General features: G+C 75.0%; 22 protein-coding genes and 1 tRNA gene. 9 read left to right on the forward strand and 14 right to left on the reverse strand.

Going from position 1 to position 19,745, the window contains the following annotated elements; translation table 11 throughout:
• Positions 1-110: 110 nt before the first annotated feature.
• Both ACRYR9_RS13345 and ACRYR9_RS13350 read right to left on the reverse strand, forming a co-directional pair.
• On the reverse strand, positions 111-716 hold the full coding sequence (locus ACRYR9_RS13345) for a ClpP family protease (RefSeq protein WP_432495478.1): 606 nt from the start codon (positions 714-716) through the stop codon (positions 111-113).
• The gene (locus ACRYR9_RS13350) at positions 713-1,315 is read right to left on the reverse strand and encodes a ClpP family protease (protein ID WP_432495480.1); all 603 of its coding nucleotides are present in this window, start codon (positions 1,313-1,315) and stop codon (positions 713-715) included. The genes ACRYR9_RS13345 and ACRYR9_RS13350 overlap by 4 nt, the downstream gene beginning before the upstream one ends.
• A 145-nt stretch (positions 1,316-1,460) precedes the next feature.
• Between ACRYR9_RS13350 and ACRYR9_RS13355 the strand changes: the two genes are divergently transcribed.
• Positions 1,461-3,488, forward strand: coding sequence for a redoxin domain-containing protein (locus ACRYR9_RS13355; RefSeq protein ID WP_432495482.1), 2,028 nt, complete (start codon positions 1,461-1,463; stop codon positions 3,486-3,488).
• Here the strand turns inward: ACRYR9_RS13355 and ACRYR9_RS13360 are convergent.
• Positions 3,460-3,705, reverse strand: a complete 246-nt coding sequence (locus ACRYR9_RS13360) for a DUF2630 family protein (protein ID WP_432495484.1) — start codon at positions 3,703-3,705, stop codon at positions 3,460-3,462. The two genes, ACRYR9_RS13355 and ACRYR9_RS13360, sit on opposite strands and share 29 nt — an antisense overlap.
• A 196-nt stretch (positions 3,706-3,901) precedes the next feature.
• Between ACRYR9_RS13360 and ACRYR9_RS13365 the strand changes: the two genes are divergently transcribed.
• Entirely contained in the window at positions 3,902-4,909 is a 1,008-nt protein-coding gene (locus ACRYR9_RS13365) for an SDR family oxidoreductase (protein ID WP_432495550.1), read from the forward strand.
• Here the strand turns inward: ACRYR9_RS13365 and ACRYR9_RS13370 are convergent.
• Complete coding sequence (locus ACRYR9_RS13370) at positions 4,875-5,531, reverse strand: thymidine kinase (RefSeq protein ID WP_432495486.1); 657 nt, start codon at positions 5,529-5,531, stop codon at positions 4,875-4,877. The two genes, ACRYR9_RS13365 and ACRYR9_RS13370, sit on opposite strands and share 35 nt — an antisense overlap.
• Before the next feature lie 96 nt (positions 5,532-5,627).
• Here ACRYR9_RS13370 and ACRYR9_RS13375 point away from each other — a divergent pair, with 96 nt between their 5' ends.
• Positions 5,628-5,861, forward strand: a complete 234-nt coding sequence (locus ACRYR9_RS13375; protein ID WP_432495488.1) for a hypothetical protein — start codon at positions 5,628-5,630, stop codon at positions 5,859-5,861.
• A gap of 45 nt (positions 5,862-5,906) precedes the next feature.
• Here the strand turns inward: ACRYR9_RS13375 and ACRYR9_RS13380 are convergent, their stop codons facing one another.
• The 5 genes from ACRYR9_RS13380 to dcd all read right to left on the reverse strand — a co-directional run bounded on the left by ACRYR9_RS13380 (position 5,907) and on the right by dcd (position 10,593).
• Entirely contained in the window at positions 5,907-6,548 is a 642-nt protein-coding gene (locus tag ACRYR9_RS13380) for a potassium channel family protein (protein WP_432495490.1), read from the reverse strand.
• 28 nt (positions 6,549-6,576) lie between these two features.
• The gene (locus tag ACRYR9_RS13385; RefSeq protein WP_432495492.1) at positions 6,577-7,938 is read right to left on the reverse strand and encodes a TrkH family potassium uptake protein; all 1,362 of its coding nucleotides are present in this window, start codon (positions 7,936-7,938) and stop codon (positions 6,577-6,579) included.
• An 83-nt stretch (positions 7,939-8,021) separates the two neighbouring features.
• Entirely contained in the window at positions 8,022-8,483 is a 462-nt protein-coding gene (locus ACRYR9_RS13390) for an ankyrin repeat domain-containing protein (protein WP_432495494.1), read from the reverse strand.
• A 76-nt stretch (positions 8,484-8,559) separates the two neighbouring features.
• Positions 8,560-9,840 carry an EAL and HDOD domain-containing protein gene (locus ACRYR9_RS13395; RefSeq protein WP_432495496.1) on the reverse strand — a complete coding sequence of 427 codons (1,281 nt, stop codon included), beginning with the start codon at positions 9,838-9,840 and terminating at the stop codon, positions 8,560-8,562.
• Positions 9,841-10,017: 177 nt separating this feature from the next.
• Positions 10,018-10,593, reverse strand: coding sequence for a dCTP deaminase (gene dcd / locus ACRYR9_RS13400; protein ID WP_432495498.1), 576 nt, complete (start codon positions 10,591-10,593; stop codon positions 10,018-10,020).
• A 124-nt stretch (positions 10,594-10,717) separates the two neighbouring features.
• Here dcd and ACRYR9_RS13405 point away from each other — a divergent pair.
• The 4 genes from ACRYR9_RS13405 to ACRYR9_RS13420 all read left to right on the forward strand — a co-directional run bounded on the left by ACRYR9_RS13405 (position 10,718) and on the right by ACRYR9_RS13420 (position 14,002).
• Positions 10,718-10,788: transfer RNA gene (locus tag ACRYR9_RS13405), tRNA-Gly, on the forward strand.
• A gap of 115 nt (positions 10,789-10,903) precedes the next feature.
• Positions 10,904-12,097 carry an FAD-dependent monooxygenase gene (locus ACRYR9_RS13410; protein ID WP_432495500.1) on the forward strand — a complete coding sequence of 398 codons (1,194 nt, stop codon included), beginning with the start codon at positions 10,904-10,906 and terminating at the stop codon, positions 12,095-12,097.
• Between the two features lie 64 nt (positions 12,098-12,161).
• Positions 12,162-13,190: a sodium:calcium antiporter gene (locus tag ACRYR9_RS13415; protein ID WP_432495502.1), complete on the forward strand. Its 1,029-nt coding sequence runs from the start codon at positions 12,162-12,164 to the stop codon at positions 13,188-13,190.
• Between the two features lie 98 nt (positions 13,191-13,288).
• On the forward strand, positions 13,289-14,002 hold the full coding sequence (locus tag ACRYR9_RS13420; protein ID WP_432495552.1) for an aspartate/glutamate racemase family protein: 714 nt from the start codon (positions 13,289-13,291) through the stop codon (positions 14,000-14,002).
• A gap of 13 nt (positions 14,003-14,015) precedes the next feature.
• Here the strand turns inward: ACRYR9_RS13420 and ACRYR9_RS13425 are convergent, their stop codons facing one another.
• On the reverse strand, positions 14,016-14,555 hold the full coding sequence (locus tag ACRYR9_RS13425; protein ID WP_432495504.1) for a flavoprotein: 540 nt from the start codon (positions 14,553-14,555) through the stop codon (positions 14,016-14,018).
• Between the two features lie 269 nt (positions 14,556-14,824).
• Between ACRYR9_RS13425 and ACRYR9_RS13430 the strand changes: the two genes are divergently transcribed.
• Positions 14,825-15,352: a DUF305 domain-containing protein gene (locus ACRYR9_RS13430; protein WP_432495554.1), complete on the forward strand. Its 528-nt coding sequence runs from the start codon at positions 14,825-14,827 to the stop codon at positions 15,350-15,352.
• Positions 15,353-15,412: 60 nt separating this feature from the next.
• Here the strand turns inward: ACRYR9_RS13430 and ACRYR9_RS13435 are convergent, their stop codons facing one another.
• The 4 genes from ACRYR9_RS13435 to ACRYR9_RS13450 form a co-directional block, all read right to left on the reverse strand.
• A complete protein-coding gene (locus ACRYR9_RS13435; protein ID WP_432495506.1) occupies positions 15,413-16,261 on the reverse strand; it encodes a sugar phosphate isomerase/epimerase family protein in 849 nt (282 codons plus the stop codon).
• A gap of 35 nt (positions 16,262-16,296) precedes the next feature.
• Positions 16,297-17,073: an SDR family NAD(P)-dependent oxidoreductase gene (locus ACRYR9_RS13440; protein WP_432495508.1), complete on the reverse strand. Its 777-nt coding sequence runs from the start codon at positions 17,071-17,073 to the stop codon at positions 16,297-16,299.
• A gap of 58 nt (positions 17,074-17,131) precedes the next feature.
• On the reverse strand, positions 17,132-18,487 hold the full coding sequence (locus tag ACRYR9_RS13445; protein WP_432495510.1) for an MFS transporter: 1,356 nt from the start codon (positions 18,485-18,487) through the stop codon (positions 17,132-17,134).
• Positions 18,488-18,607: 120 nt separating this feature from the next.
• Positions 18,608-19,309, reverse strand: coding sequence for a GntR family transcriptional regulator (locus tag ACRYR9_RS13450; RefSeq protein ID WP_432495512.1), 702 nt, complete (start codon positions 19,307-19,309; stop codon positions 18,608-18,610).
• Positions 19,310-19,418: 109 nt separating this feature from the next.
• On the opposite strand from ACRYR9_RS13450, the gene ACRYR9_RS13455 reads away from it, so the two are divergent.
• Entirely contained in the window at positions 19,419-19,733 is a 315-nt protein-coding gene (locus ACRYR9_RS13455) for a DMT family transporter (RefSeq protein ID WP_432495514.1), read from the forward strand.
• Positions 19,734-19,745: the final 12 nt, after the last annotated feature.

The following is a 19,745-nucleotide window of genomic DNA, read 5'->3' on the forward strand; positions in this document are numbered from 1 at the left end:
CCCCCCCCCCCCCCCCCCCCCCCCCCCCCCCCCCCCCCCCCCCCCCCCCCCCCCCCCCCCCCCCCCCCCCCCCCCCCCCCCCCCCCCCCCCCCCCCCCGGCGGGGGTGGGTCAGGGGTGGGCGGGGAGGAGCGCGGCGGGGGTGACGACCCGGTCGGCGACGCCGTAGGCGACGGCCTCGGCGGCGGGCAGCACCAGGTCGCGGTCCAGGTCGGCGCGCAGCCGCTCGACGCTGTGCCCGGTGTGCCGGGACAGCACCTGCTCGATCTCGCCGCGCAGCCGCAGCACCTCCTTCGCCTGGATCTGCAGGTCCGCCGCGGTGCCCTGCGCCCCGCCGGAGGGCTGGTGCAGCAGCACCCGGGAGTGCTCCAGCACCGAGCGCTTGCCCGGCGCCCCCGCGGCCAGCAGCACCGCGGCCGCCGAGGCGGCCTGGCCCACGCAGAACGTGGCGACGTCCGGCTGCACGAACCGCATCGTGTCGTAGACGGCCATCAGCGCCGTGGCCGAACCCCCCGGCGAGTTGATGTAGAGGTTCACGTCCGCGGTGGGGCTCTCCGAGGCCAGGTGCACCAGCTGCGCGATCACGACGTTCGCGACCGCGTCGTCGATCTCACCGGCCAGGAACACGATGCGTTCGGACAGCAGGCGGCTGAACACGTCGGAGGTGCGTTCCCCGCGCGGGGTGGACTCCGTGACGTACGGGACGAGCGCGCTCACAGCCCCACCTTCCGCCCCGCGCCCAGGCGCACGTCGTCCACGCGTTCCACGACGCGGTCCACGATCCCGTACGCGCGCGCCTGTTCCGCGGTGAACCACCGGTCGCGCTGGGAGTCCCGCTCGACCGCCTCCACGTCCTGGCCGGTGTGCTCGGCGATGAGGCGCTGCATCGTCGCCTTCGTGTGGGCGAGGTTCTCCGCCTGGATCGCGATGTCCGCGGCCGTCCCGCCGATCCCGCCGGAGGGCTGGTGCATCATCACCCGCGCGTGCGGCAGGGCGAGCCGCTTGCCGGGAGTCCCCGCGCCCAGCAGGAACTGCCCCATGCTGGCCGCCATGCCCATGACCAGGGTGGCGACGTCGTTGGGGATCAGGCGCATCGTGTCGTAGACGGCCAGGCCGGCGCTGACCGAACCGCCGGGGGAGTTGATGTAGAGGGCGACGTCGCTCCTGGGGTCGTCGGCGGACAGCAGCAGCAGTTGCGCGCAGATCCGGTTCGCGACCGCGTCGTCGACCTCCTGGCCCAGCACGACGATGCGCTGGAACAGCAGCCGTTGCGAGAGCTGGTCCTCGAACGGCCCGGTGAGCGTGGGGGTGGGCATCGGGTTCCTCCCTGGTGGTGGGGTGCTGTCCGCCCACCCTTCCCCCTCCCGGGCCGGTGCCGGCGGGGTTTCTCCCCGCAGCACATCTCCCCTGGGGAGAACCCCCGCCGGTGCGCACGCGCACCGCGGCACCGAGACTGGGCGGGTGCCCGGACCGGAACCCCCCGCCGCGCCCCGCCGCGCGCCCGGCCGGGTGCGCGCCCCGCAGCCGGTGGGGCGGCGCTGGCTGGGCACCGGTGGCCGCGCGCTCACGGCGGCGGACCTGCGCGGGCGGGTGCTGCTGCTGCACTTCTGGACGGGTTCCTGCGTGAACTGCGTGCACGTGCTGCCCGAGCTGCGGGCGCTGGAGGAGCGGTTCGGCGACGACCTGACCGTCCTGGGCGTGCACTCGCCGAAGTTCCCGCACGAGGCGGAACCCGCCGCGCTGGACGCGGCCGTCGCCCGGCTGGGCGTCGCGCACCCGGTGCTGGACGACGCCGACCGCGAGACGTGGTCGGCGTACGCGGTGCGCGCGTGGCCCACCCTGGTCGTCGTCGACCCCGACGGGTACGTCGCGGCGTCGGTGTCCGGGGAGGGGCGCGGTGCGCAGGTCGCCGCGGTCGTGGAGGGACTGCTGGCCGCGGCACCGCGCCGCGCAGCGGGCGGGCTCGCCGTGCGGGGGGCCGCACCGGGCCCGTCGGCGCTGCGCTTCCCCGCGCGGGCCCTGGCGCTGCCCGGCGGCAGCGTCCTGGTCGCCGACACCGGCCACCACCAGCTCGTGGAGCTGGCCGGGGACCTGACCACCGAGCTGCGCCGCACCGGCAGCGGCCGGGCCGGTCTGCTGGACGGGCCCGCCGGCGAGGCGGAGTTCGACGAGCCGCAGGGGCTGGCGCTGCTGCCGCCGGACGTCGCGGGCCGCGCGGGCTACGACGTCGTGGTCGCCGACCGCGGGTCCCACGCGCTGCGCGGACTCCGGCTGGCCGACGGGAAGGTGCGCACCGTCGCCGGCACCGGCCGGCAGGCGCGCCGCCGCACCGGCGGCGGGCCCGCGCTGGAGCAGGACCTGTCCTCCCCGTGGGACGTGGCGTGGTTCGACGGGCAGGTGCTGGTGGCGATGGCCGGCCACCACCAGCTGTGGGCGTTCGACCCGCTGGACGGGGTGGTGCGGGTCGTGGCCGGCACCACCGCGGAGGGCCTGCGCGACGGCCCCGCCGAGTCGGCGTGGCTGGCGCAGCCCTCGGGGCTGGCGGTGCGGCGCGTCCCGCCGGGGGACGCAGCGGACGGCGCCGCGCGGGAGGAGGCGTGGTTCGTCGACGCGGAGACGTCCGCGGTGCGGGTGCTGCGCCGCACCGGGGCGGTGGACCGCTCGGTGCCGGTGGTCGTGGACGACCGGATGGCGAACGTCGCCCCCGTCGCCCGGCCCGGCCACCGGATCAGCACCGCCGCCGGGCAGGGGCTGTTCGAGTTCGGACACCGCGACGGCCCGGGCACCGCGGGCGACGGGCCCGGCACGGGCGGTCCGGGCGGTGCCGCCGAACCGCCGGCGCTGCTGCAGCACCCGCTCGGGCTGGCGGTGGCGCCGGACGGCTCGGTCCTCGTGGCGGACACCTACAACGGTGCCCTGCGCCGCCTCGACCCCGCCACCGGCCGCGTGAGCACCCTGTTGCGCGGCCTGGCCGAACCCGCCGACGTCCTCGTGCTGGACGGCCCCGACGGGGGTGCGCTCGTGGTCGTCGAGTCCGCCGCGCACCGACTCACCCGACTGCCGCTGCCGACGGTGCTGCGGGAGCGGCCGGGCCCCGAACCGCGGGACCCGCTCACGCTCCCGCCCGGGCCGGTGCGGCTGACCGTGGCCGTCGCCGCGCCGGCCGGGCAGCAGCTCGACGGGCGCGGCGCGGGCACGGCGCTGCTGCGGCTCCGCGCCGCCCCGCCGGGACTGCTGCGCGCGGTGACCGGCGAGGGCCTGGAGCAGGAGCTGACGGTGGCTGACGGAACGGCCGGGGGCGTGCTGCACCTGGACCTGCAGGTGGCCACCTGCGACACCGGCACGGTGCCGGGCGCGGCGTGCCACCTGCACCGGCGGGCACTGCGCGTGCCCGTGCTGGTGCGGACCGGCGCCCCGGCCGTGGTGCGCCTGGAGGTGGCGCTGGACCCCCTGCGCGGGGCTACTGCCGGTAGCCCTCCACCTCGCTGACGGGTCGCGCGTCCGCCTCGTCGGGGTCCAGGCCCGCGTTGCGCTTGGCCTCGCGCTGGCGCAGCAGGTCCCACAGCTGGTCCAGCTGCTGCTCGGCCTCCTTCAGCTCCGCGTGCTCCTGCTGCGCGGAGAGCTTGCCCTCGGACAGCGCAGCACGCAGCTGGTGCTCGCGCTCGACGAGGGTGTTGATGCGGTGGTGGATGTCCTGCTCGTCCATGGGGGCATCCTCGCCGCGCGGTGCGCCGCCCGCACCCCGTGCCGCGCCGGGCGGCGCGGCGAGCCGGCGTGCGCCAGGGTGGGGGCCAGCGGCGCGGACGGCCCGCGCCACGACGTCAGGAGGACCGGTGAGCGCCCCCAGCAGCGACGGCCACCACGAGCACGACGGCCCGGACGAGCGCGACGAGCTGGTCTCGCTGCGCGCAGCGCCCTCGCAGCGGGGCGTGGCCGTGGTGACCGGTGGTTCCGCGGGGCTCGGCCGCGCGGTCGTGCGCGAGCTCGCCGGGCGCGGCTGGGACGTCGCCGTCCTGGCGCGCGGGCACGACGGGCTGGCCGGTGCCGTCGCCGACGTCGCCGCGCGCGGCCGGCGCGCCGTCGGGGTCGTGTGCGACGTCGGCGACCACGAGGCCGTGGACGCCGCCGCCGCCCGCGTGGAGGCCGAGCTGGGCCCGATCGAGGTGTGGGTGAACAACGCGATGGCTAGCGTGTTCGCGCGGTTCTGGGAGGTCGACCCCCACGACTACGCGCGCGCCACCGCCACCACCTACTTCGGCTACGTCAACGGCACCCGCGCCGCCCTGTCCCGGATGCGCCCGCGCGACCGCGGCCGCGTCGTGCAGATCGGTTCCGCCCTGGCCCACCGCGGCATCCCGCTGCAGTCCGCGTACTGCGGCGCCAAGCACGCGATCGTCGGGTTCACCGAGAGCGTCGTCACGGAACTGCTGAACGAGGGCAGTTCCGTGACCGTCTCCACGGTCCACATGCCGGGGATGAACACCACCCAGTTCGGGTGGGTGCGTTCGAGGTTGCCGAACCACCCGCAGCCGGTGGCGCCGATCTACCAGCCGGAGCTGTGCGCCCGCGTGGTGGGCGACGTGGTGGACCGCCCCCGCCGCACCACCTGGGTGGGCGAGTCCACCGTCGGCACCATCCTGGGCAACAGGTTCGTCGCACCCCTGATGGACCGGTACCTGGCCCGCACCGCCGTGGACGGCCAGCAGACCGACCAGCCGCGCGAGACGATGGTGGGCGACTACCTGGACGAGCCGGTGCCCGGCGACCACGGCAGCCGCGGCCCGTTCGACGAGCAGTCCCACGAGCGCAGCCCGCAGGTGTGGGCGCTGCTGCACCGGCGCGCCCTCGGCGGTGCGGCCGTCGGCGCCGCCGCCCTCACCGCGGGACTGCTGGCGCGCGCCCGCCGCTGACGGCCGCCGCGGTCTCGCGGCGCACGTGGTGGCGCCGGCAGAGCACCTCGTACGCGATGGTGCCCACCGGCCCGACGTCGAGGGTCCCCTCGGCCCGCCCCACGTCCCCGACGACGACCTGCTCACCGGCGACGACCATCACGCCGTCGACGGTGCGGGCGTTGTGGGTGGCTCGTGCCCCGCACCAGCACAGCGCCTCCACCTGCGGCACCTGCACGCGGTCGGCGAGCTCGATCAGGCGTGCGCTGCCGGGGAAGAGCCTGGTCCTGAAGTCGCTCGTGATCCCGAACGCGAACACGTCGATGCCGAGGTCGTCCACGAGCCGGGCGAGCTGCTCGACCTGCTCGGGGGAGTAGAACTGCGCCTCGTCGCCCACGACGTAGTCGACGGGCCGCTCGCGGTGCCGCCGGGACACCTCCTCCCAGAGGTCCGTGCCCTCGGCGACCTCCAGCGCGGGGCGGGCCAGGCCGATGCGGCTGGACACGACGGCCTCGCCGGACCGGTCGAAGCGGGTGAACAGCAACCCGCGACGGCCCTGGACGCGGTGGTTGTGGTCGACCTGCAGCGCGAGCGTCGACTTGCCGCAGTCCATCGTCCCGGAGAAGAACACCAGCTCGGCCACGGGCGACCATCCTGCCGCACCGGCGCCGGGGACGGCCGCGGGCCGGGGGCGGCTCAGGAGGTGGCAGGCCGGGTCCCGGCGTGGTGAGGTGATCGGGTGAGCACAGCACCGGACCCCGCGCCCGGCGACGGACGCCGCAGCAGCGCCGACCGCCGCACGCTCATCGACCTCACGCGCGCCGAGCGCGGCGAGCCGGAGCGCCGCCGCCTCGTGGGCGTCGACCGGCGCGGCCCCGACCCCGCGGACGTCCCGGTGCCGGAGCTGGAGGCCGACCAGGACGTCCCGCCGCGCCCCGAGGAGGACGTCGCCGACGCCGGCGAGGACCGCTGAGGACCCCGACCGCCGGCCACCGGCGGAGCACCGCGCCGCAAGGGCTCACGCCAGCGAGCTGAACGCCTCCACGTCGCGGATCTGCCCCGACACGATGATCACGTCGTCGGCCGACAGCACCGTCTCCGGCGTGGCGTAGGAGAACCCCTCGCCGGGGCGGTGGTGGGCGACCACCGTCACCCGGTAGGTGCTGCGCAGCCGCGCCCCCGCCAGCGTCTGCCCGACCAGCGGGGCGGGCGCGGTCGTCTTCACCATCGCGAAGCCGTCCTCGAACTCGATGTAGTCCAGCATCCGCCCCCGCACCAGGTGCGCCACCCGCAACCCCATCTCGTGCTCGGGGCGGATCACCTTGTGCGCGCCGAGCTGCGTCAGGATGCGCGCGTGCGAATCGCTGATCGCCTTCGCCCACACGTTGCGGATGCCGAACTGCAGCAGCGTCGAGACCGTCAGGATGGACGCCTCGAGGTTCGTGCCGATCCCCACGACGGCCCGGTCGAACTCGTGCACCGACAGCTGCCGCAGCGCCTCCTCCCGGGTGGAGTCGGCCACCACGGCGTGCGTGAGGTGCCCGGCCAGCTCGTCGACGAGCTTGGGGTCGGAGTCGATGCCCAGGACGTCCACCTGACCGTCCTCCATGAGCTCCAGCGCCAGCGACCGGCCGAACCGGCCCAGGCCGATCACCACCACCGACCGCGGGCGTGAGAGCGCGGACCTCCTAGCCAATGATCGGCCTCCCTTCGGGGAACTCGTACAGGCGGCGGCGCTCGCGCAGGGCCAGCGCCGCCCCCAGGGTGATCGGCCCCAGCCGGCCGAGGAACATCAGCAGGGCCAGGATGAGCTGGCAGGAGTCCGGCAGCGTCGCCACCAGCCCCGAGGACAGCCCGACCGTGGCGAACGCGGAGACGACCTCGAACAGCGTCGCGTCCAGCGGGGCGCGGCTCAGCTCCACGATGACCAGCGTGGCGACCACGATGACCGCCAGCGAGACCAGGGCCACGGCCAGCGCCTGCCGGTACACGCGGTCCGGGACCCGGCGGGCGAACACGCTCACCGTCTCCTCACCGCGGAACTCCGCGAACACCACGATCAGCAGCAGGGCGAACGTCGTGACCTTGATGCCGCCCGCGGTGCTCGCCGAGCCGCCGCCGATGAACATCAGCACGTCCATGACGAGCCACGAGCCGCCGTTCATCTGCGTGATGTCCACCGTGTTGAACCCCGAGCTGCGCGTGGCCGTCGTCTGGAACAACCCCGCCAGCGGCCGCGACCACCACGGCAGCGCACCGAACGTCGCCGGGTTGCGCCACTCGTTCACGGTGAGGAACACCCACCCGAAGACCAGCAGCGCGGCGGTCGTCACCATCGTCAGCTTCGTGTGCAGCGACCAGTCCCTCGGCCGGCGGAACTGCCGGCGCAGCTCCAGCAGCACCGGGAACCCCAGCCCGCCCAGCGTGCTGGCCACCATGACGGCCCCGCACATCCACACGTCGGTGGCGAAGTCGGTCATGCTGTCCGAGCGCAGCGCGAACCCGGCGTTGTTGAACGCCGAGATCGCCAGGAACACGCCCTCGCGCACCGCGTCCCAGACGCTGAGCTCGTAGGCCACCAGCAGGCGGGTGGTCAGCACCACCGCCGTCACCAGCTCCACGGCCAGCGACACGCGCACGACCCCCACCAGCACCGAGCGCACGTCGCCCAGTTCCAGGCCGCGCGACTCCGTCGCCGTCAGCATCCGCGAGCGCAACCCCAGCCGGCGGGAGGCGAACACCCCCAGCAGGGAGGCCGACGTCATGATCCCGAAGCCGCCGATCTGCGCCAGCGCCAGGATGACCACCAGCCCGAACCCGGACCAGTGCTCGCGGGTGTCCACCACGACGTGCCCGGTGACGCACAGCGCACTGATCGCCGTGAACAGCGCGTCGACGAACTCCGCGCCGCCGGGGCCCCGCCGGGCCACCGGGACCCACAGCAGCGCCGTGCCCAGGGCCACGGCCGCCGCGAACGCCACCGCCACCACCTGGGCCGGGTGCCGCAGGAACCTGCGGCGGTAGCGGGAGACCGGCCCGGTCGGGTCCACCTGCACAGCCTCCAGCTCCAGCGGGGCCCTCGGGCGGCCCGGTCGGCATCAGGCTAGGGCAGCGGGGAGCGGCGCCGTGCGCCTCAGCCGCCCCCCAGCTCCTCACCGGGCACCTCCAGCAGCTCCAGGAGGTCGTCGCGGCCGAAGAAGCGCGCCGTCTCCAGCGCGCTGGGGCTGCCCGCGTACGGGTCGGCGTCGGCGCCGACCAGCGCCACCACCACGTCCGAGAACCCCCGGAACACCGCGGCCGTCAGCGCCGTGCGGCCGGCCGCGTCGGTCTTGTCGGGGTCGGCGCCCCGCTCCAGCAGCGCGCGCACCGTGCTCCGGTGGCCGTGGTGGGCGGCCAGCACCAGCAGGCAGTCGCCGGCGGAGTCGGTGGAGTCCGGCGGCACCCCGGCGTCCAGGTAGGTGCACAGCTGCCGGGTCAGCCCCCGCCGCGCGGACTCGAACACCCGGTGGGCCAGCTCCAGGGCGCGCTCCTCGGCGGCGTCGCACGGGCCCACGGGCTCGGCCCAGCGACCACCGCCCTCGCCCCGCCCGGTCACCGCGTCAGGGTAGGTCGCCCGCGCGGGCGCCGCACCCCCTCGCCCGGCGCCCCCGCCCGGCCGTGCCCGATTCCGCTCAGTCGTGCTCCAGGACCGCCTCCACCGTGGCCATCGCCGTGCTCAGCCCGGCCAGGTAGGCCCGCGACACCTCGTACACCTCGTACGCGGGCCGGTCCACCTCGGCGACGGGGTCGTCGTCGTCCTCGTAGGACAGCACCGCCCGCAGCGCCTGCCCGGCCGCTCCGCGGCCCTCCAGCAGCGCCGCCCGCACCGACAGCGCCACGCCGGTGGTCTCCACCAGCTCGTCCTCGCCCATGTTCAGGACCGTCGCCACGCCCGAGAGCAGCCCCACCGTGTACGCCAGGTCCGAGTCCGCCGGCACCAGCCGCGCGCACGCCGCCGCCCGCGCCAGGACCGTCGTCAGCGACTCGGTGTCCACGCTCGTCACCCCGCCCAGCAGCATGAGCACCACCCACGAGCACAGCTGCCGCCGGCCCAGCAGCACGATCGCCTGCCGCAGCGAGGAGATCTCCTGCTGGGTGCCGTAACCGGCCGAGGACACCGTGCGCAGCACCCGCAGGCTCAGCCCCGGGTCGGAGGCCACCAGCTGCTCGATCTCCCCGATGGGGGCGTCGCTGCCGGTCAGCGCCCGCACCAGGCGCAGGCACACCAGCTGCGAGGGCGTCAGGCTCACCGACTCCAGGGTCACCGGGCGCTGCAGGCCGTAGCCCTGGAAGAGGTCGCAGCCCGCGGCCGCGCACCGCTCGAACTCCGCGTCGTCCTCCACGCGCTCCACGACCACCAGGGCCGACGGGTTGTGCCGGCGCACCAGCGCCACCACGTCCTCGAAGCGCTCCCCGCTGGCCGCCAGGTCGATCTTCACGTACTCGGCGCGCTCCACGGCCGGCAGCCGGCTCTCCTCGCCGTCGAAGTCGTCCACGGCGACGCGGTAGCCCTGCGCGCGCAGCTGGTCCAGGCCCGCCAGCAGCTCCTCGTCGACCTCCACGTCCTCCAGCAGCTCCAGCACGACCTGGTGCGGCGAGCACGGCACCGGCAGCTCGCCGGTGAAGAAGCCACGGGTGAGGTTGATGAACAGCGGCTTGTCGCCGGCGATCTGCTCCACGCCGAAGTCGCCGAAGGTGGCGCTGATGACCTGCGAGGTGGCGTGGTCCTGCTCGGCGCCGCTGGACAGGGCAGCGGTGGTGCCGCCGTGGGCGCGGAACAGCAGCTCGTAGGCGACGAGGCGGCGCTCGCCGTCGTAGATGCCCTGCCGGCCGACGCGGACGGTGGACACGCTGGTCCCGGGCCGGTGGACCGGGGCGTCGGGGCGCACGACGGCGCGGTGACGGGCGCTCACGGCGTCGTCCCCGGTGCGGCGGGCCCGGCCGCTCGCGTGGTGCTCCTCACGCACTCATCTACGGCTGCCGGGGTCCCGACCTGTAGGGCTGCCGGTGGTGCGCTGGGCCGAACGGGTGCGGCGGGTGGCCGCGACCCGTCCGCGGGTGCCGCCGCCGCGTGCACGGGCACCGCCGCCTCACACCGGCGTGCGGTGGAAGCGGGCGAAGGAGCGGCTCGGCGTCGGGCCCCGCTGCCCCTGGTAGCGCGAGCCGGAGGCGGCGCTGCCGTACGGGTTCTCCGCGGGGGAGGACAGCCGGAAGAAGCACAGCTGGCCGATCTTCATGCCCGGCCACAGCGTGATCGGCAGGGTCGCCACGTTGGACAGCTCCAGCGTCACGTGCCCGGAGAAGCCGGCGTCGATGAAGCCGGCCGTGGAGTGCGTCAGCAGCCCCAGCCGCCCCAGGCTGCTCTTGCCCTCCAGCCGTGCGGAGACGTCGTCGGGCAGCGTGACCACCTCGTACGTGGAGGCCAGCACGAACTCGCCCGGGTGCAGGATGAACGCCTCGTCCGCCGGCACCTCCACCAGCCGCGTCAGCTCCGGCTGCTCCTGCGCCGGGTCGATCACGGAGTACTTGTGGTTGTCGAAGAGGCGGAAGTAGCGGTCGATGCGCACGTCCACGCTGGAGGGCTGCACCATCGACGGCTCGGACGGCTCGATCACCACGCGCCCGGCGGCCAGTTCCCGGCGGATGTCGCGGTCGGAGAGCAGCACGGGCCCACGCTACCGCCGCCCGGCCCCCGGGCGGGGGGTGCGCGAGCGGGGGTGCGGGCCGGGGGCTGGACCACCGCGCGGTGTCCGTTAGAGTGGTGCCGTCCCGGATCGCCCCCCGGGACGTGCGGGTGTAGTTCAATGGTAGAACTTCAGCTTCCCAAGCTGATAGCGCGGGTTCGATTCCCGTCACCCGCTCAGCGCGAGGCCCCGGTCCGGTGGACCGGGGCCTTCGTCGTGCCCGGGCCGGCGCTACCTTTCCCCTCGCACCCGCGGGAGTCCTCTCCGGGGACCGCGGGCCGAGGAGGACGACGTGGGTGACGCGCGCGCGGTGGTGGTGGGCGCGGGGCTCGGCGGCCTGGCCGCCGCGGCGGGCCTGGCCCGAGCCGGCTGGCGGGTCGACCTGCACGAGCGGGCCGGCTCCCTCGAACCGGTCGGTGCCGGGATCAGCCTGTGGCCCAACGCTCTGCGCGCCCTCGACGTCCTGGGCGCGGCGGACGGCGTGCGGCGCCTGGCCGCCCTGGGTGCGGGCACCGGGATCCGCCGCCCCGACGGGCGCTGGATCGCCCGCAGCGACCTCGCCGACGCCGTGAGGAACCGCTACGGCGACCCCGTCGTGGTCCTGGCCCGCGCCGAGCTCACCGCCCTGCTCGCCGACCTGCTGCCCGACGGCTGCCTGCACCCGGGCAGCGCGGTCGAGCGCGTCGAGCCCGGCGACCCGCGCGGCGCGCCCGCCCGCGTCGTCCTCACGACCGGCGAGCACGTCGAGGCGGACCTCGTCGTGGCCGCCGACGGCATCGGCTCCCCGGTGCGCACCGCCCTCTTCCCGCACCACCCGGGTCCCTCGTACGCCGGGTACACCGCGTGGCGGTTCCTGACCGGCGCCCCGCCCGGCGCGACCGGCTCGGAGACGTGGGGGACGTGCGGGCAGCGCTTCGCGATCGTGCCGATGGCCGGCGGGCGGGCCTACTGCTACGCCACCGCGAGCGCACCGCCGGGCACGCGCAGCGACGACGAGGCGCAGGAGCTGCGCCGCCGGTTCGGCGGCTGGCACGAGCCGGTCCCGCAGCTGCTCGCCGGGCTGGGGCCCGGCGACGTCCTGCACCACGACGTGCTGGAGCTGGCGACGCCGCTGCCCCGCTTCGACGCCGGCCGGGTCGCGCTGGTGGGCGACGCCGCCCACGCGATGACGCCTGAGCTGGGGCAGGGCGGGTGCCTGGCGCTGGAGGACGCCGTCACCCTCGCCGTCCTCGCCGCTCCCGCCGCCGCAGGCACCGCTCCGCCGGGTGCACTGGCCGGGGCGCTGGAGCGCTACACCCGGCTGCGGCTGCCCCGCACCACGCGCCTGGCCGCGCGCTCGCGCTCCGCCGGACGGATCACCCAGGCGTCCAGCCCTCTCGGCAGGCGGCTGCGGGACCTCTCCGCCCCGCTGGTGGGCGTCGTCCCGGCCGGGCTCCTGGTGCGCGGCCTGGCCCCCGTCGTGGACTGGCACCCGCCGCGGGGCTGAACGCCCCTGACCCTGTCTCCCGCTCGGCTGGCGGGCCGGTCGACCGCACGCCACGGTGTCCGCCGTGCCCCTCCTCGACCCCGACGCCCCCTGGCCGCTCCTGCCCAGCCTGATCGGCCTCGTCGTCGCCGGTGTCGTCATCGTCCTCACCGGCATCCGCATGACCGCCGTCGCCGACGAGATCGCCGACCGCACGGGCATGGGGGAGGCGATCGCCGGCGCGGTGCTGCTGGGAGCGACCACGTCCCTGCCCGGCCTGGTGACCGTGGCCGTCGGCGGGCTGTCCGGGGACGCGCAGTTCGCCTTCGCCAACCCCGTCGGCGGCATCCTCATCCAGACGGTGTGGCTGGCCGTCGCCGACCTCTACTACCGCCGCGTCAACCTCGAGCACGCGGCGGCCTCCAGCCAGAACCTCATGCAGGCCCTCGTGCTCCTCGGCCTGCTGGCCGTCCCGCTCATCGGCTTCGCCCTGCCCGACCTGGCCGTGTTCAGCGTCCACCCCGCCACCGTCGCCATCCCGGTGCTCTACGCGGGCGGGCTGGTGCTCGTGCGCCGGCTGCACGAGCACCCCATGTGGAAGCCCGTCGTGACCGACGAGACGGTCGAGGACGAGCCGCAGGAGGGCAGCGGCGCCAGCGGCCGCCGCCTCGGGGTCTCCTTCGCGCTGCTCGCGGTGTCGATGGCGGTCGCCGGGTACGTCGTGGGCCGCGCCGGGCTCGGCGTCGTCGACGCCACCGGCGCCTCCGGCGGTCTCGTCGGCTCCACCCTGACCACGGCCGTGTCGTCCCTGCCCGAGCTCGTCACCCTCATCGCCGCGGTCCGCATGCGCGCCCTCGCGCTCGGCGTCGGCGACATCATCGGCGGCAACGTCTTCGACGCCCTGCAGATCGCGGTGGCCGACGTGTTCTACCGCGAGGGACCGATCTACGCCGACGCCGGCGCCTCCGGCCTGCTGCTGCTCGCCGCGGGCCTGCTCATGAGCGCCCTGCTCGCGGCCGGGCTGCTGCTGCGCGGCCGGCGCGGCATCGGGTTCGAGGGCGTCGCGATCCCCGTGGTGTGGGTGGGCGCGATCGTCGGCGTCGGCTTCCTGTAGGGACGAGCGCCCGGCCGGGAAAGACCCGCCCCACCGCCCGCGCGACCGCCACGATGTCCGTCGTGCGCCGGGAGCGGCCCGGCGGGGGAGGGGACGTCGTGCTGACGATCGGGATGCTGGGCGGGATGAGCTGGGAGTCCAGCGCCGAGTACTACCGCCTCGCCAACGAACTGGTGCGCGAGCGCCTCGGCGGCCTGCACTCCGCCCGCTGCCTGCTCGCCTCCGTCGACTTCGCCGACGTCGAGCGGCTGCAGGCCGCGGGGGAGTGGGAGGAGGCGGGGCGGCTCCTCGCCCGCCACGCGGCCGGGTTGCAGGCGGGCGGTGCGGACCTGCTGCTGCTGTGCACGAACACCATGCACCAGGTCGCCGACCAGGTGCAGGACGCGGTGACGATCCCCCTGCTGCACATCGCCGACGTCACCGCCGCCGCCGTGCGCGCGGCGGGGCTGCACCGGGTGGGGCTGCTGGCGACGGCGTTCACGATGGAGCGCGACTTCTACCGCGACCGGGTCGCCGGCCACGGCGTCGAGGTCCTCGTGCCCGGGCCGCAGCAGCGCGCGCTGGTGCACCACGTCATCTACGACGAGCTGTGCCTCGGGATCGTCGACGACGGCTCCCGCGCCCGCTACCGCGAGGTCATCGACGACCTCGTCGCCGCCGGTGCGCAGGGGATCGTGCTGGGGTGCACGGAGATCGAGCTGCTCATCGGCCCGGAGGACTGCCCGGTGCCGGTCTTCCCCAGCACCCGGCTGCACGTCGAGGCCGCCGTCGAGCGGGCGCTGGCCGCGGGGGTGCCCGTCCCGGGCCGTTGACCCACCGGTGGGGTCAGGGGGCGGTGGCCGCCTCGACCGCGCGCAGCACCGCACCCCAGGCGACGTCCCCGTCCGGTTCCCCCTGCACCACGTGCACCCCCGCCGCGCGCAGCACCGCCAGGTGCCCCGCCCAGGCGGGGTGCCCGGCGTGCCCGGCGCTGACGCGCGGGTGCACCACCACCGGCACCGCCCGCGCGCCGATCGCCTCGCACACCGGCGTCACGGCCTGGTTGTCGGCGATGCCGAGGGCCAGCTTGGCGACCGTGCCCGCGGTGGCCGGCGCGACGACCCAGCAGTGCGGGTCCGGGTGCGGTCGCGGCTGGTGCGGCAGCCGGGGGGTGCTGCGCAGCGGGTACCCCGTCACCTCCGCGATGCGGCGGTCCGCACCGGCGTCCGCCAGCCACGCCGCTGCGGCCGGGGTGGCGGTCACCACCACGGTCCAGCCCGCCGCCAGCAGCGGCTCCACCAGGCGCTCGCGCACGTCCGTGACACCCCCGGCCGCGGAGCAGGCGAGGCCGAGGACGCGGGTGGGGGGCACGGAGGCGGTGCGCACGTCAGCACCGTAGGGCCCGCCTCGACCCCTGCCCCGCACCCGTCACCCCCGGCGCCACCGGTGAGCCGACGGGCTCTCGGGTCGCACCACCGCACACCCGTACCGACGTGCGGACGTAGCTGCCGCCTCGTACCTTCGTCGGGCGCCGGCTCGTCGAAGTGCCGGACATCGTCGATCAGCAGGGGGCAGCGGTGGCGACGCCTGGTAGCGACAAGGGGTAGCACGGCGACAAGGGGCAGGACGAGGGCCACGGCAAGCACGTGCGCCGGATGTACCTGCGCTTCGCGGCCATGATCCTCACGTCGATGGTCGTCATGTACGCCGTCATGTTCGTGGGCACGTGGCGGTGGGACCACGTCATGTTCAGCGAGAGCCGGGTCTTCATGGCCCTGACCATGGGCGGGGCGATGGCCCTGGTGATGATCGCCTGGATGCTGAAGATGTACCGCAGCGTCAAGGGGAACATCGCGATCGTCGTGGCGGGCCTGCTCCTGCTGGGCGGCGGCACCTTCCTGGACCGCAGCCAGGCGACCGTGGGCGACGTCGGCTGGATGAGCGCGATGGTGCCGCACCACTCGCTCGCCATCACCCGCTCCGCGCGCGCCGACCTCGACGACGTCCGGGTCTGCCGGCTCGCCGCGTCCATCATCGAGGCGCAGGAGCGCGAGATCCGCGAGATGCAGTGGCTCATCGAGGACATCGAGGAGAACGGCGAGGTCCTGACCGCCGCCGAGCTCGACGGCCGCCAGGTGCCCGAGTCCGAGGTGCCGAACCTGCGCGACTGCCCGACCCCCTGAGCCCCCGAGCGCGGGAGCGGCCCACCCGCTGACGACGCGGGTGGGCCGGCTCAGCCGCGCTCAGGGATGCGCCACCTCGTCCAGCAGGGCGGCGACCTCGTCGAAGGAGCGCTGGGCGTCGGCCTCGCGCTCGTCCTCCTCGACGTCGTGCGTCTCCAGCTCCAGCACGTACGTGCCGGTGAACCCGCCGGCCTCCAGGGCGCCGAGCACGCCGCGGAAGTCGACGTCGCCGCGCCCGATGCCGAGGTTGAGGTTGCCCGGCACGGCGTCGCGCAGGTGCACGCGCTCCACCCGCGAGGCGTGCTTCCCGGCCCAGGCCACGACGTCGTCCCCGGAGGCGACGACGTGCGAGGTGTCCAGCAGCAGCCCGATCTCCTGCGGCCCCAGGGCGTCCAGGACGCGGTCGGCGCGCGCCACGTCGTGGACCCAGCGGCGGTGGTGCAGCACCTCCACCAGCAGCCGCACGCCGCCCTCGGCGCACAGGCGCGAGATCGCGCGCAGGTTCTCGACGCAGCGGGCCAGGTCCGCCTCGTCGTCGACGTGCGCCTCCCAGGACGGCCCCCCGCACGGCACGATCAGCGCCGCACCGGTCGCCGCCGCGAGCTCGACGAGCGGGCGGACCGTCGCCGCCAGCGTCCCGGCGTCCAGCGCCGGGTCGTTCAGCGGGCCGACGTCGGAGTTCACGGCGCCCGCGGTCAGGCCGTGCGCCGCGAGCGCGGCCACGTACTCCTGCGGGTCCCCGGTGAAGGGCACCGGCACGTGGTCCGTCACGGCGGGGATGGCGCCCAGGTCCACCTCCACGGCGCCGATCCGCTCGATGAGGCTCAGGGCCTCCTCCAGCGGCCGGAACCGGAAGGTGATCGTGGAGATGCCGACGCGCCGCGCCGTCGCCGAGGGTGTTCCGCTCACGGGTGCTCCTTCCGAGACCGTCCGGGGACGGGCGCTCAGGCGATGTACGAACCGCCGTTGATGTTCTGGGTGGTCCCGGTGATGTACGAGGAGTCCTCGCTGGACAGGAACACGACCAGGGCGGCCATGTCGTCGGGGGTTCCCTGGCGGCCCATCGGCACGGCGGCGGCCAGGCGCGCCTCGTTCTCCTCGTCGGTGGCGCCGGCGCGGATGTCGGTGTCCACCACGCCCGGGCTGAGGGCGTTGACGGTGATGCCGTGCGGGGCCACCTCGCGGGCCAGGGAGCGCGTCAGGCCGAGCACGCCGGCCTTCGCCGCGGAGTACGGCGTCTTGGAGAACACGCCGCCGCCCTGCTGCGCGGAGACCGACGACATGTTCACGATGCGGCCGTAGCCGTTCTCGATCATCTGCGGCAGGAACGCCTGGCACGCCAGGAAGGTGCCGGTGAGGTTGATGCCCACCACGCGGTTCCACTCCTCCAGGTCCACCTCGAGGAACGGGGTGGGGGAGGCGACACCGGCGATGTTGGCGAGGGCGCCCACGGGCGGCAGTTCGGAGGCGGCGAGCGCCTCGACGCAACGGGCCAGGGACTCCTGGTCGGTCACGTCCGCGGCCAGCCCCAGCACGGGGGCCTTGAACTCGCCGGCGATCTTGTCCGCGGCGGCCTCGGCGCCGGGGCCGTCGATGTCCAGGAGGGCCACGGCCCACCCTTCGGCGGCGAACCTGCGGGCGGTGGCGAAACCGATGCCGCGCGGGGAGGCGGCGCCCGTCACGACGGCGGTGCGCTGGCCGATCCCGGTCTGGTAGCTCATGTCGGGTCCTTCGCTGGGTCCAGGAGTTCGGGTGGGGAGTGCGGGGGCGTCGGGCTCGTCACACCGCGGCGGTCGCGGAGGTGCCCGTGGAGTCGCCCGAGGTCGCGGCGGCGGTGGCGCGCTCGACCTCGGCGCGGCGGGCGGCGCCGTTGGTCTCCGGCGTCAGCAGCGTGGCGACGAGACCGATGAGGGCGTAGACGATGAACAGGACCGCCGGGCCCATCCAGCCGAACGCGTCGTAGAGGGCGACGGCCGCGAAGGCGGTGAAGCCGGAGACCACGGCCGCGAGCTGGTACGCCAGGGAGGCACCCGAGGAGCGGGTCGCGGTGGAGAACAGCTCGGCGAACCAGGCGCCCTGCGTGCCGGCCAGGGAGTTCTGGCACAGCGCGAAGGCGATGACGAAGACGGCGATGATGAGGCCCAGGTTCCCGGTGTTGAGCATGAGGAACATCGGGATGCCGAAGATGAGCATCAGCGTCGTGCCGAACGCGTAGACGGGCTTGCGGCCGATGCGGTCGGTGAGGCGGCCCCACAGCAGCGTGGCGGGGAAGCCGATCAGCGCCGCGATGACGATGGCCAGGATGGTGTCGGGGCGCTCGGCCAGGCCCTGGTCGTGCACGTAGGAGGTGACGTAGGAGATGGAGACGGCGTAGCCGGCGCTCTCGGCGATGCGCAGGCCGAACGCGCGCAGCAGGTTGCGCCAGTCCTGGCGGACCACCTCGGCGAGCGGGTTCTTCACCAGGTCGCCCTGCTCCTTGGCGTCCTCGAAGTCCGGGGACTCCTCGACCTTCAGGCGGATGTACATCCCCGCACCGATGAGGATCGAGCTGAGCAGGAACGGCACGCGCCAGGCCCAGTCGCCCGGCAGGCTGGCGCTGGCGAGGAAGGCGAGGTTGGCGAGCAGCAGGCCCAGCGGGAACCCGGCCTGCGGGATGGCCGTGTAGGCGCCCTTGCTCCGCCACGGGGCGTGCTCGTACGTCATGAGGATCGCGCCGCCCCACTCCGCCCCGAACGCCAGGCCCTGGATGATCCGGACGGTGACGAGCAGGATCGGGGCGAGGATGCCCGCCGTCTCGTAGGTGGGCAGGGCACCGATGAGAACCGTGGACAGGCCCATGATCAGCAGTGAGGCGATGAGCACCGGCCGGCGGCCGATCTTGTCACCGAGGTAGCCGCCGATGATGCCGCCCAGCGGGCGGGCGGCGAACCCGACGCCCAGCGTGCCGAAGGAGTACAGCAGCGCCGTGGTGGGGTCGCTGTCCGGGAAGAACGCGTCGCCGAGGTACAGCGCCGCGGCCGTGCCGAACCCGATGAAGTCGTAGTTCTCCACCGTGGTGCCCACGGCGCTGCCGACGGCCACCCGCTTCTTGTGCTCGGTCCCGAGGGGCCGACCGTTCGCTGTCGTCACTGCCATCTCCTTCGACGGGGGACCGTCCGGCATTGGACTGTCATCGCTCTTACTGTTGACAGTAAGACGGCAGAACTCTGGCACGTACCGGTGGGCGCTTGTCAAGTCCCCCGGACCGCTGCGGGGTCAGCCGGCGGCGGACTCCGCCCGCTCGTGCATCCGCTGCTCGATCCGCGTCGCCGCGTCCCGCATGTGGGTGCGCAGGAACTCCCGGCCGCCCGCGGCGTCGCCGGCCTCGAGCAGGTCGGCGATCGGCGCGTGGCGCTGGTACGCCATGTTGAGCACCGCCGTCTCCGGTCCCGCCGCCGTGATCGCGGCACGGGCCAGGCCGCTGACCGAGCGCCAGCTGTGCAGCAGCGTGGTGTTGCCGCTCAGCTCGCAGATGCGCTCGTGGAACGCCAGGTCCGCGTCGAGCTGGGCCGTGAAGTCACCCTCCGCGTCCCGCAGCGTCTCCAGCTCCTGGCGCACCCGCGCCACCGCCGCGGTGCGGTCCTCGCGCGCGCAGATCAGCTCCAGCGCCAGGCTCTCCAGCGCGTGCCGGACGGTGAAGATCTCCTCGACCTCCTGCTCGGTGACCACGCGCACCGAGAGGCGGCCGCGCGCGTCCGCCGTCAGCAGGCCCTCCTGCTGCAGCTGGCGCAGCGCCTCGCGCAGCGTCCCGCGGCTGACGCCGAGCGCCTCGCTGAGCTCCACCTCCGCCAGGTGGGTGCCCGGGGCCAGCTCGCCCGAGCTGATGGCCTCGCGCAGCCGGGCGTGGATGAGCTCGCGGCGCGTCTGCATCTCGATGGACCCCAGCGCGCGCAGCGGGGACCTGGCTCCGGGGGTCACCGTCCCAGCGTATCCGGGGCGTCGCGGCGAGCCGCCCGCCCGCAGCGGTGCCCCGGGCCGGTGGACGTGGGACCGTCGTCCCTCCCGTCCCCGCCACACGGAGGTCTGCGTGCACTGGATCGTCCTCGTGCTCTCCGGAGCCCTGGAAGCGGTGTGGGCCACCGCGCTGGACCGCTCGGAGGGGTTCACGAAGCTCTGGCCCACCGTCGTGTTCGCCGTCTCCGTCGTCGCCAGCATGGCCGGGCTGGCGTACGCGATGCGCGAGCTGCCCGTCGGCACGTCCTACGCGGTGTGGGTGGGCATCGGCGCGGTGCTGACCGTGGCGTACGCGATGGTCACCGGCGCGGAGAGCTTCTCCGTGCTCAAGGTGCTGTTCCTCGCCGGGATCGTCGGCTGCGTCATCGGGCTCAAGGTCGTGCACTGACCGCCCCGGGCC

The organism is Kineococcus auxinigenes (genome assembly GCF_050871525.1).
In the GTDB taxonomy this organism is placed as follows: Bacteria; Actinomycetota; Actinomycetes; order Actinomycetales; family Kineococcaceae; genus Kineococcus.

What these genes read in the sequence shown, in the direction of transcription:
- ACRYR9_RS13350 (WP_432495480.1), bottom strand. Translation starts at nt 1,315, where the DNA reads ATGCCCACCCCCACGCTCACCGGGCCGTTCGAGGACCAGCTCTCGCAA.
- ACRYR9_RS13360 (WP_432495484.1), bottom strand. Translation starts at nt 3,705, where the DNA reads ATGGACGAGCAGGACATCCACCACCGCATCAACACCCTCGTCGAGCGC.
- ACRYR9_RS13430 (WP_432495554.1), top strand. Translation starts at nt 14,825, where the DNA reads ATGTACCTGCGCTTCGCGGCCATGATCCTCACGTCGATGGTCGTCATG.
- ACRYR9_RS13440 (WP_432495508.1), bottom strand. Translation starts at nt 17,073, where the DNA reads ATGAGCTACCAGACCGGGATCGGCCAGCGCACCGCCGTCGTGACGGGC.
- ACRYR9_RS13445 (WP_432495510.1), bottom strand. Translation starts at nt 18,487, where the DNA reads ATGGCAGTGACGACAGCGAACGGTCGGCCCCTCGGGACCGAGCACAAG.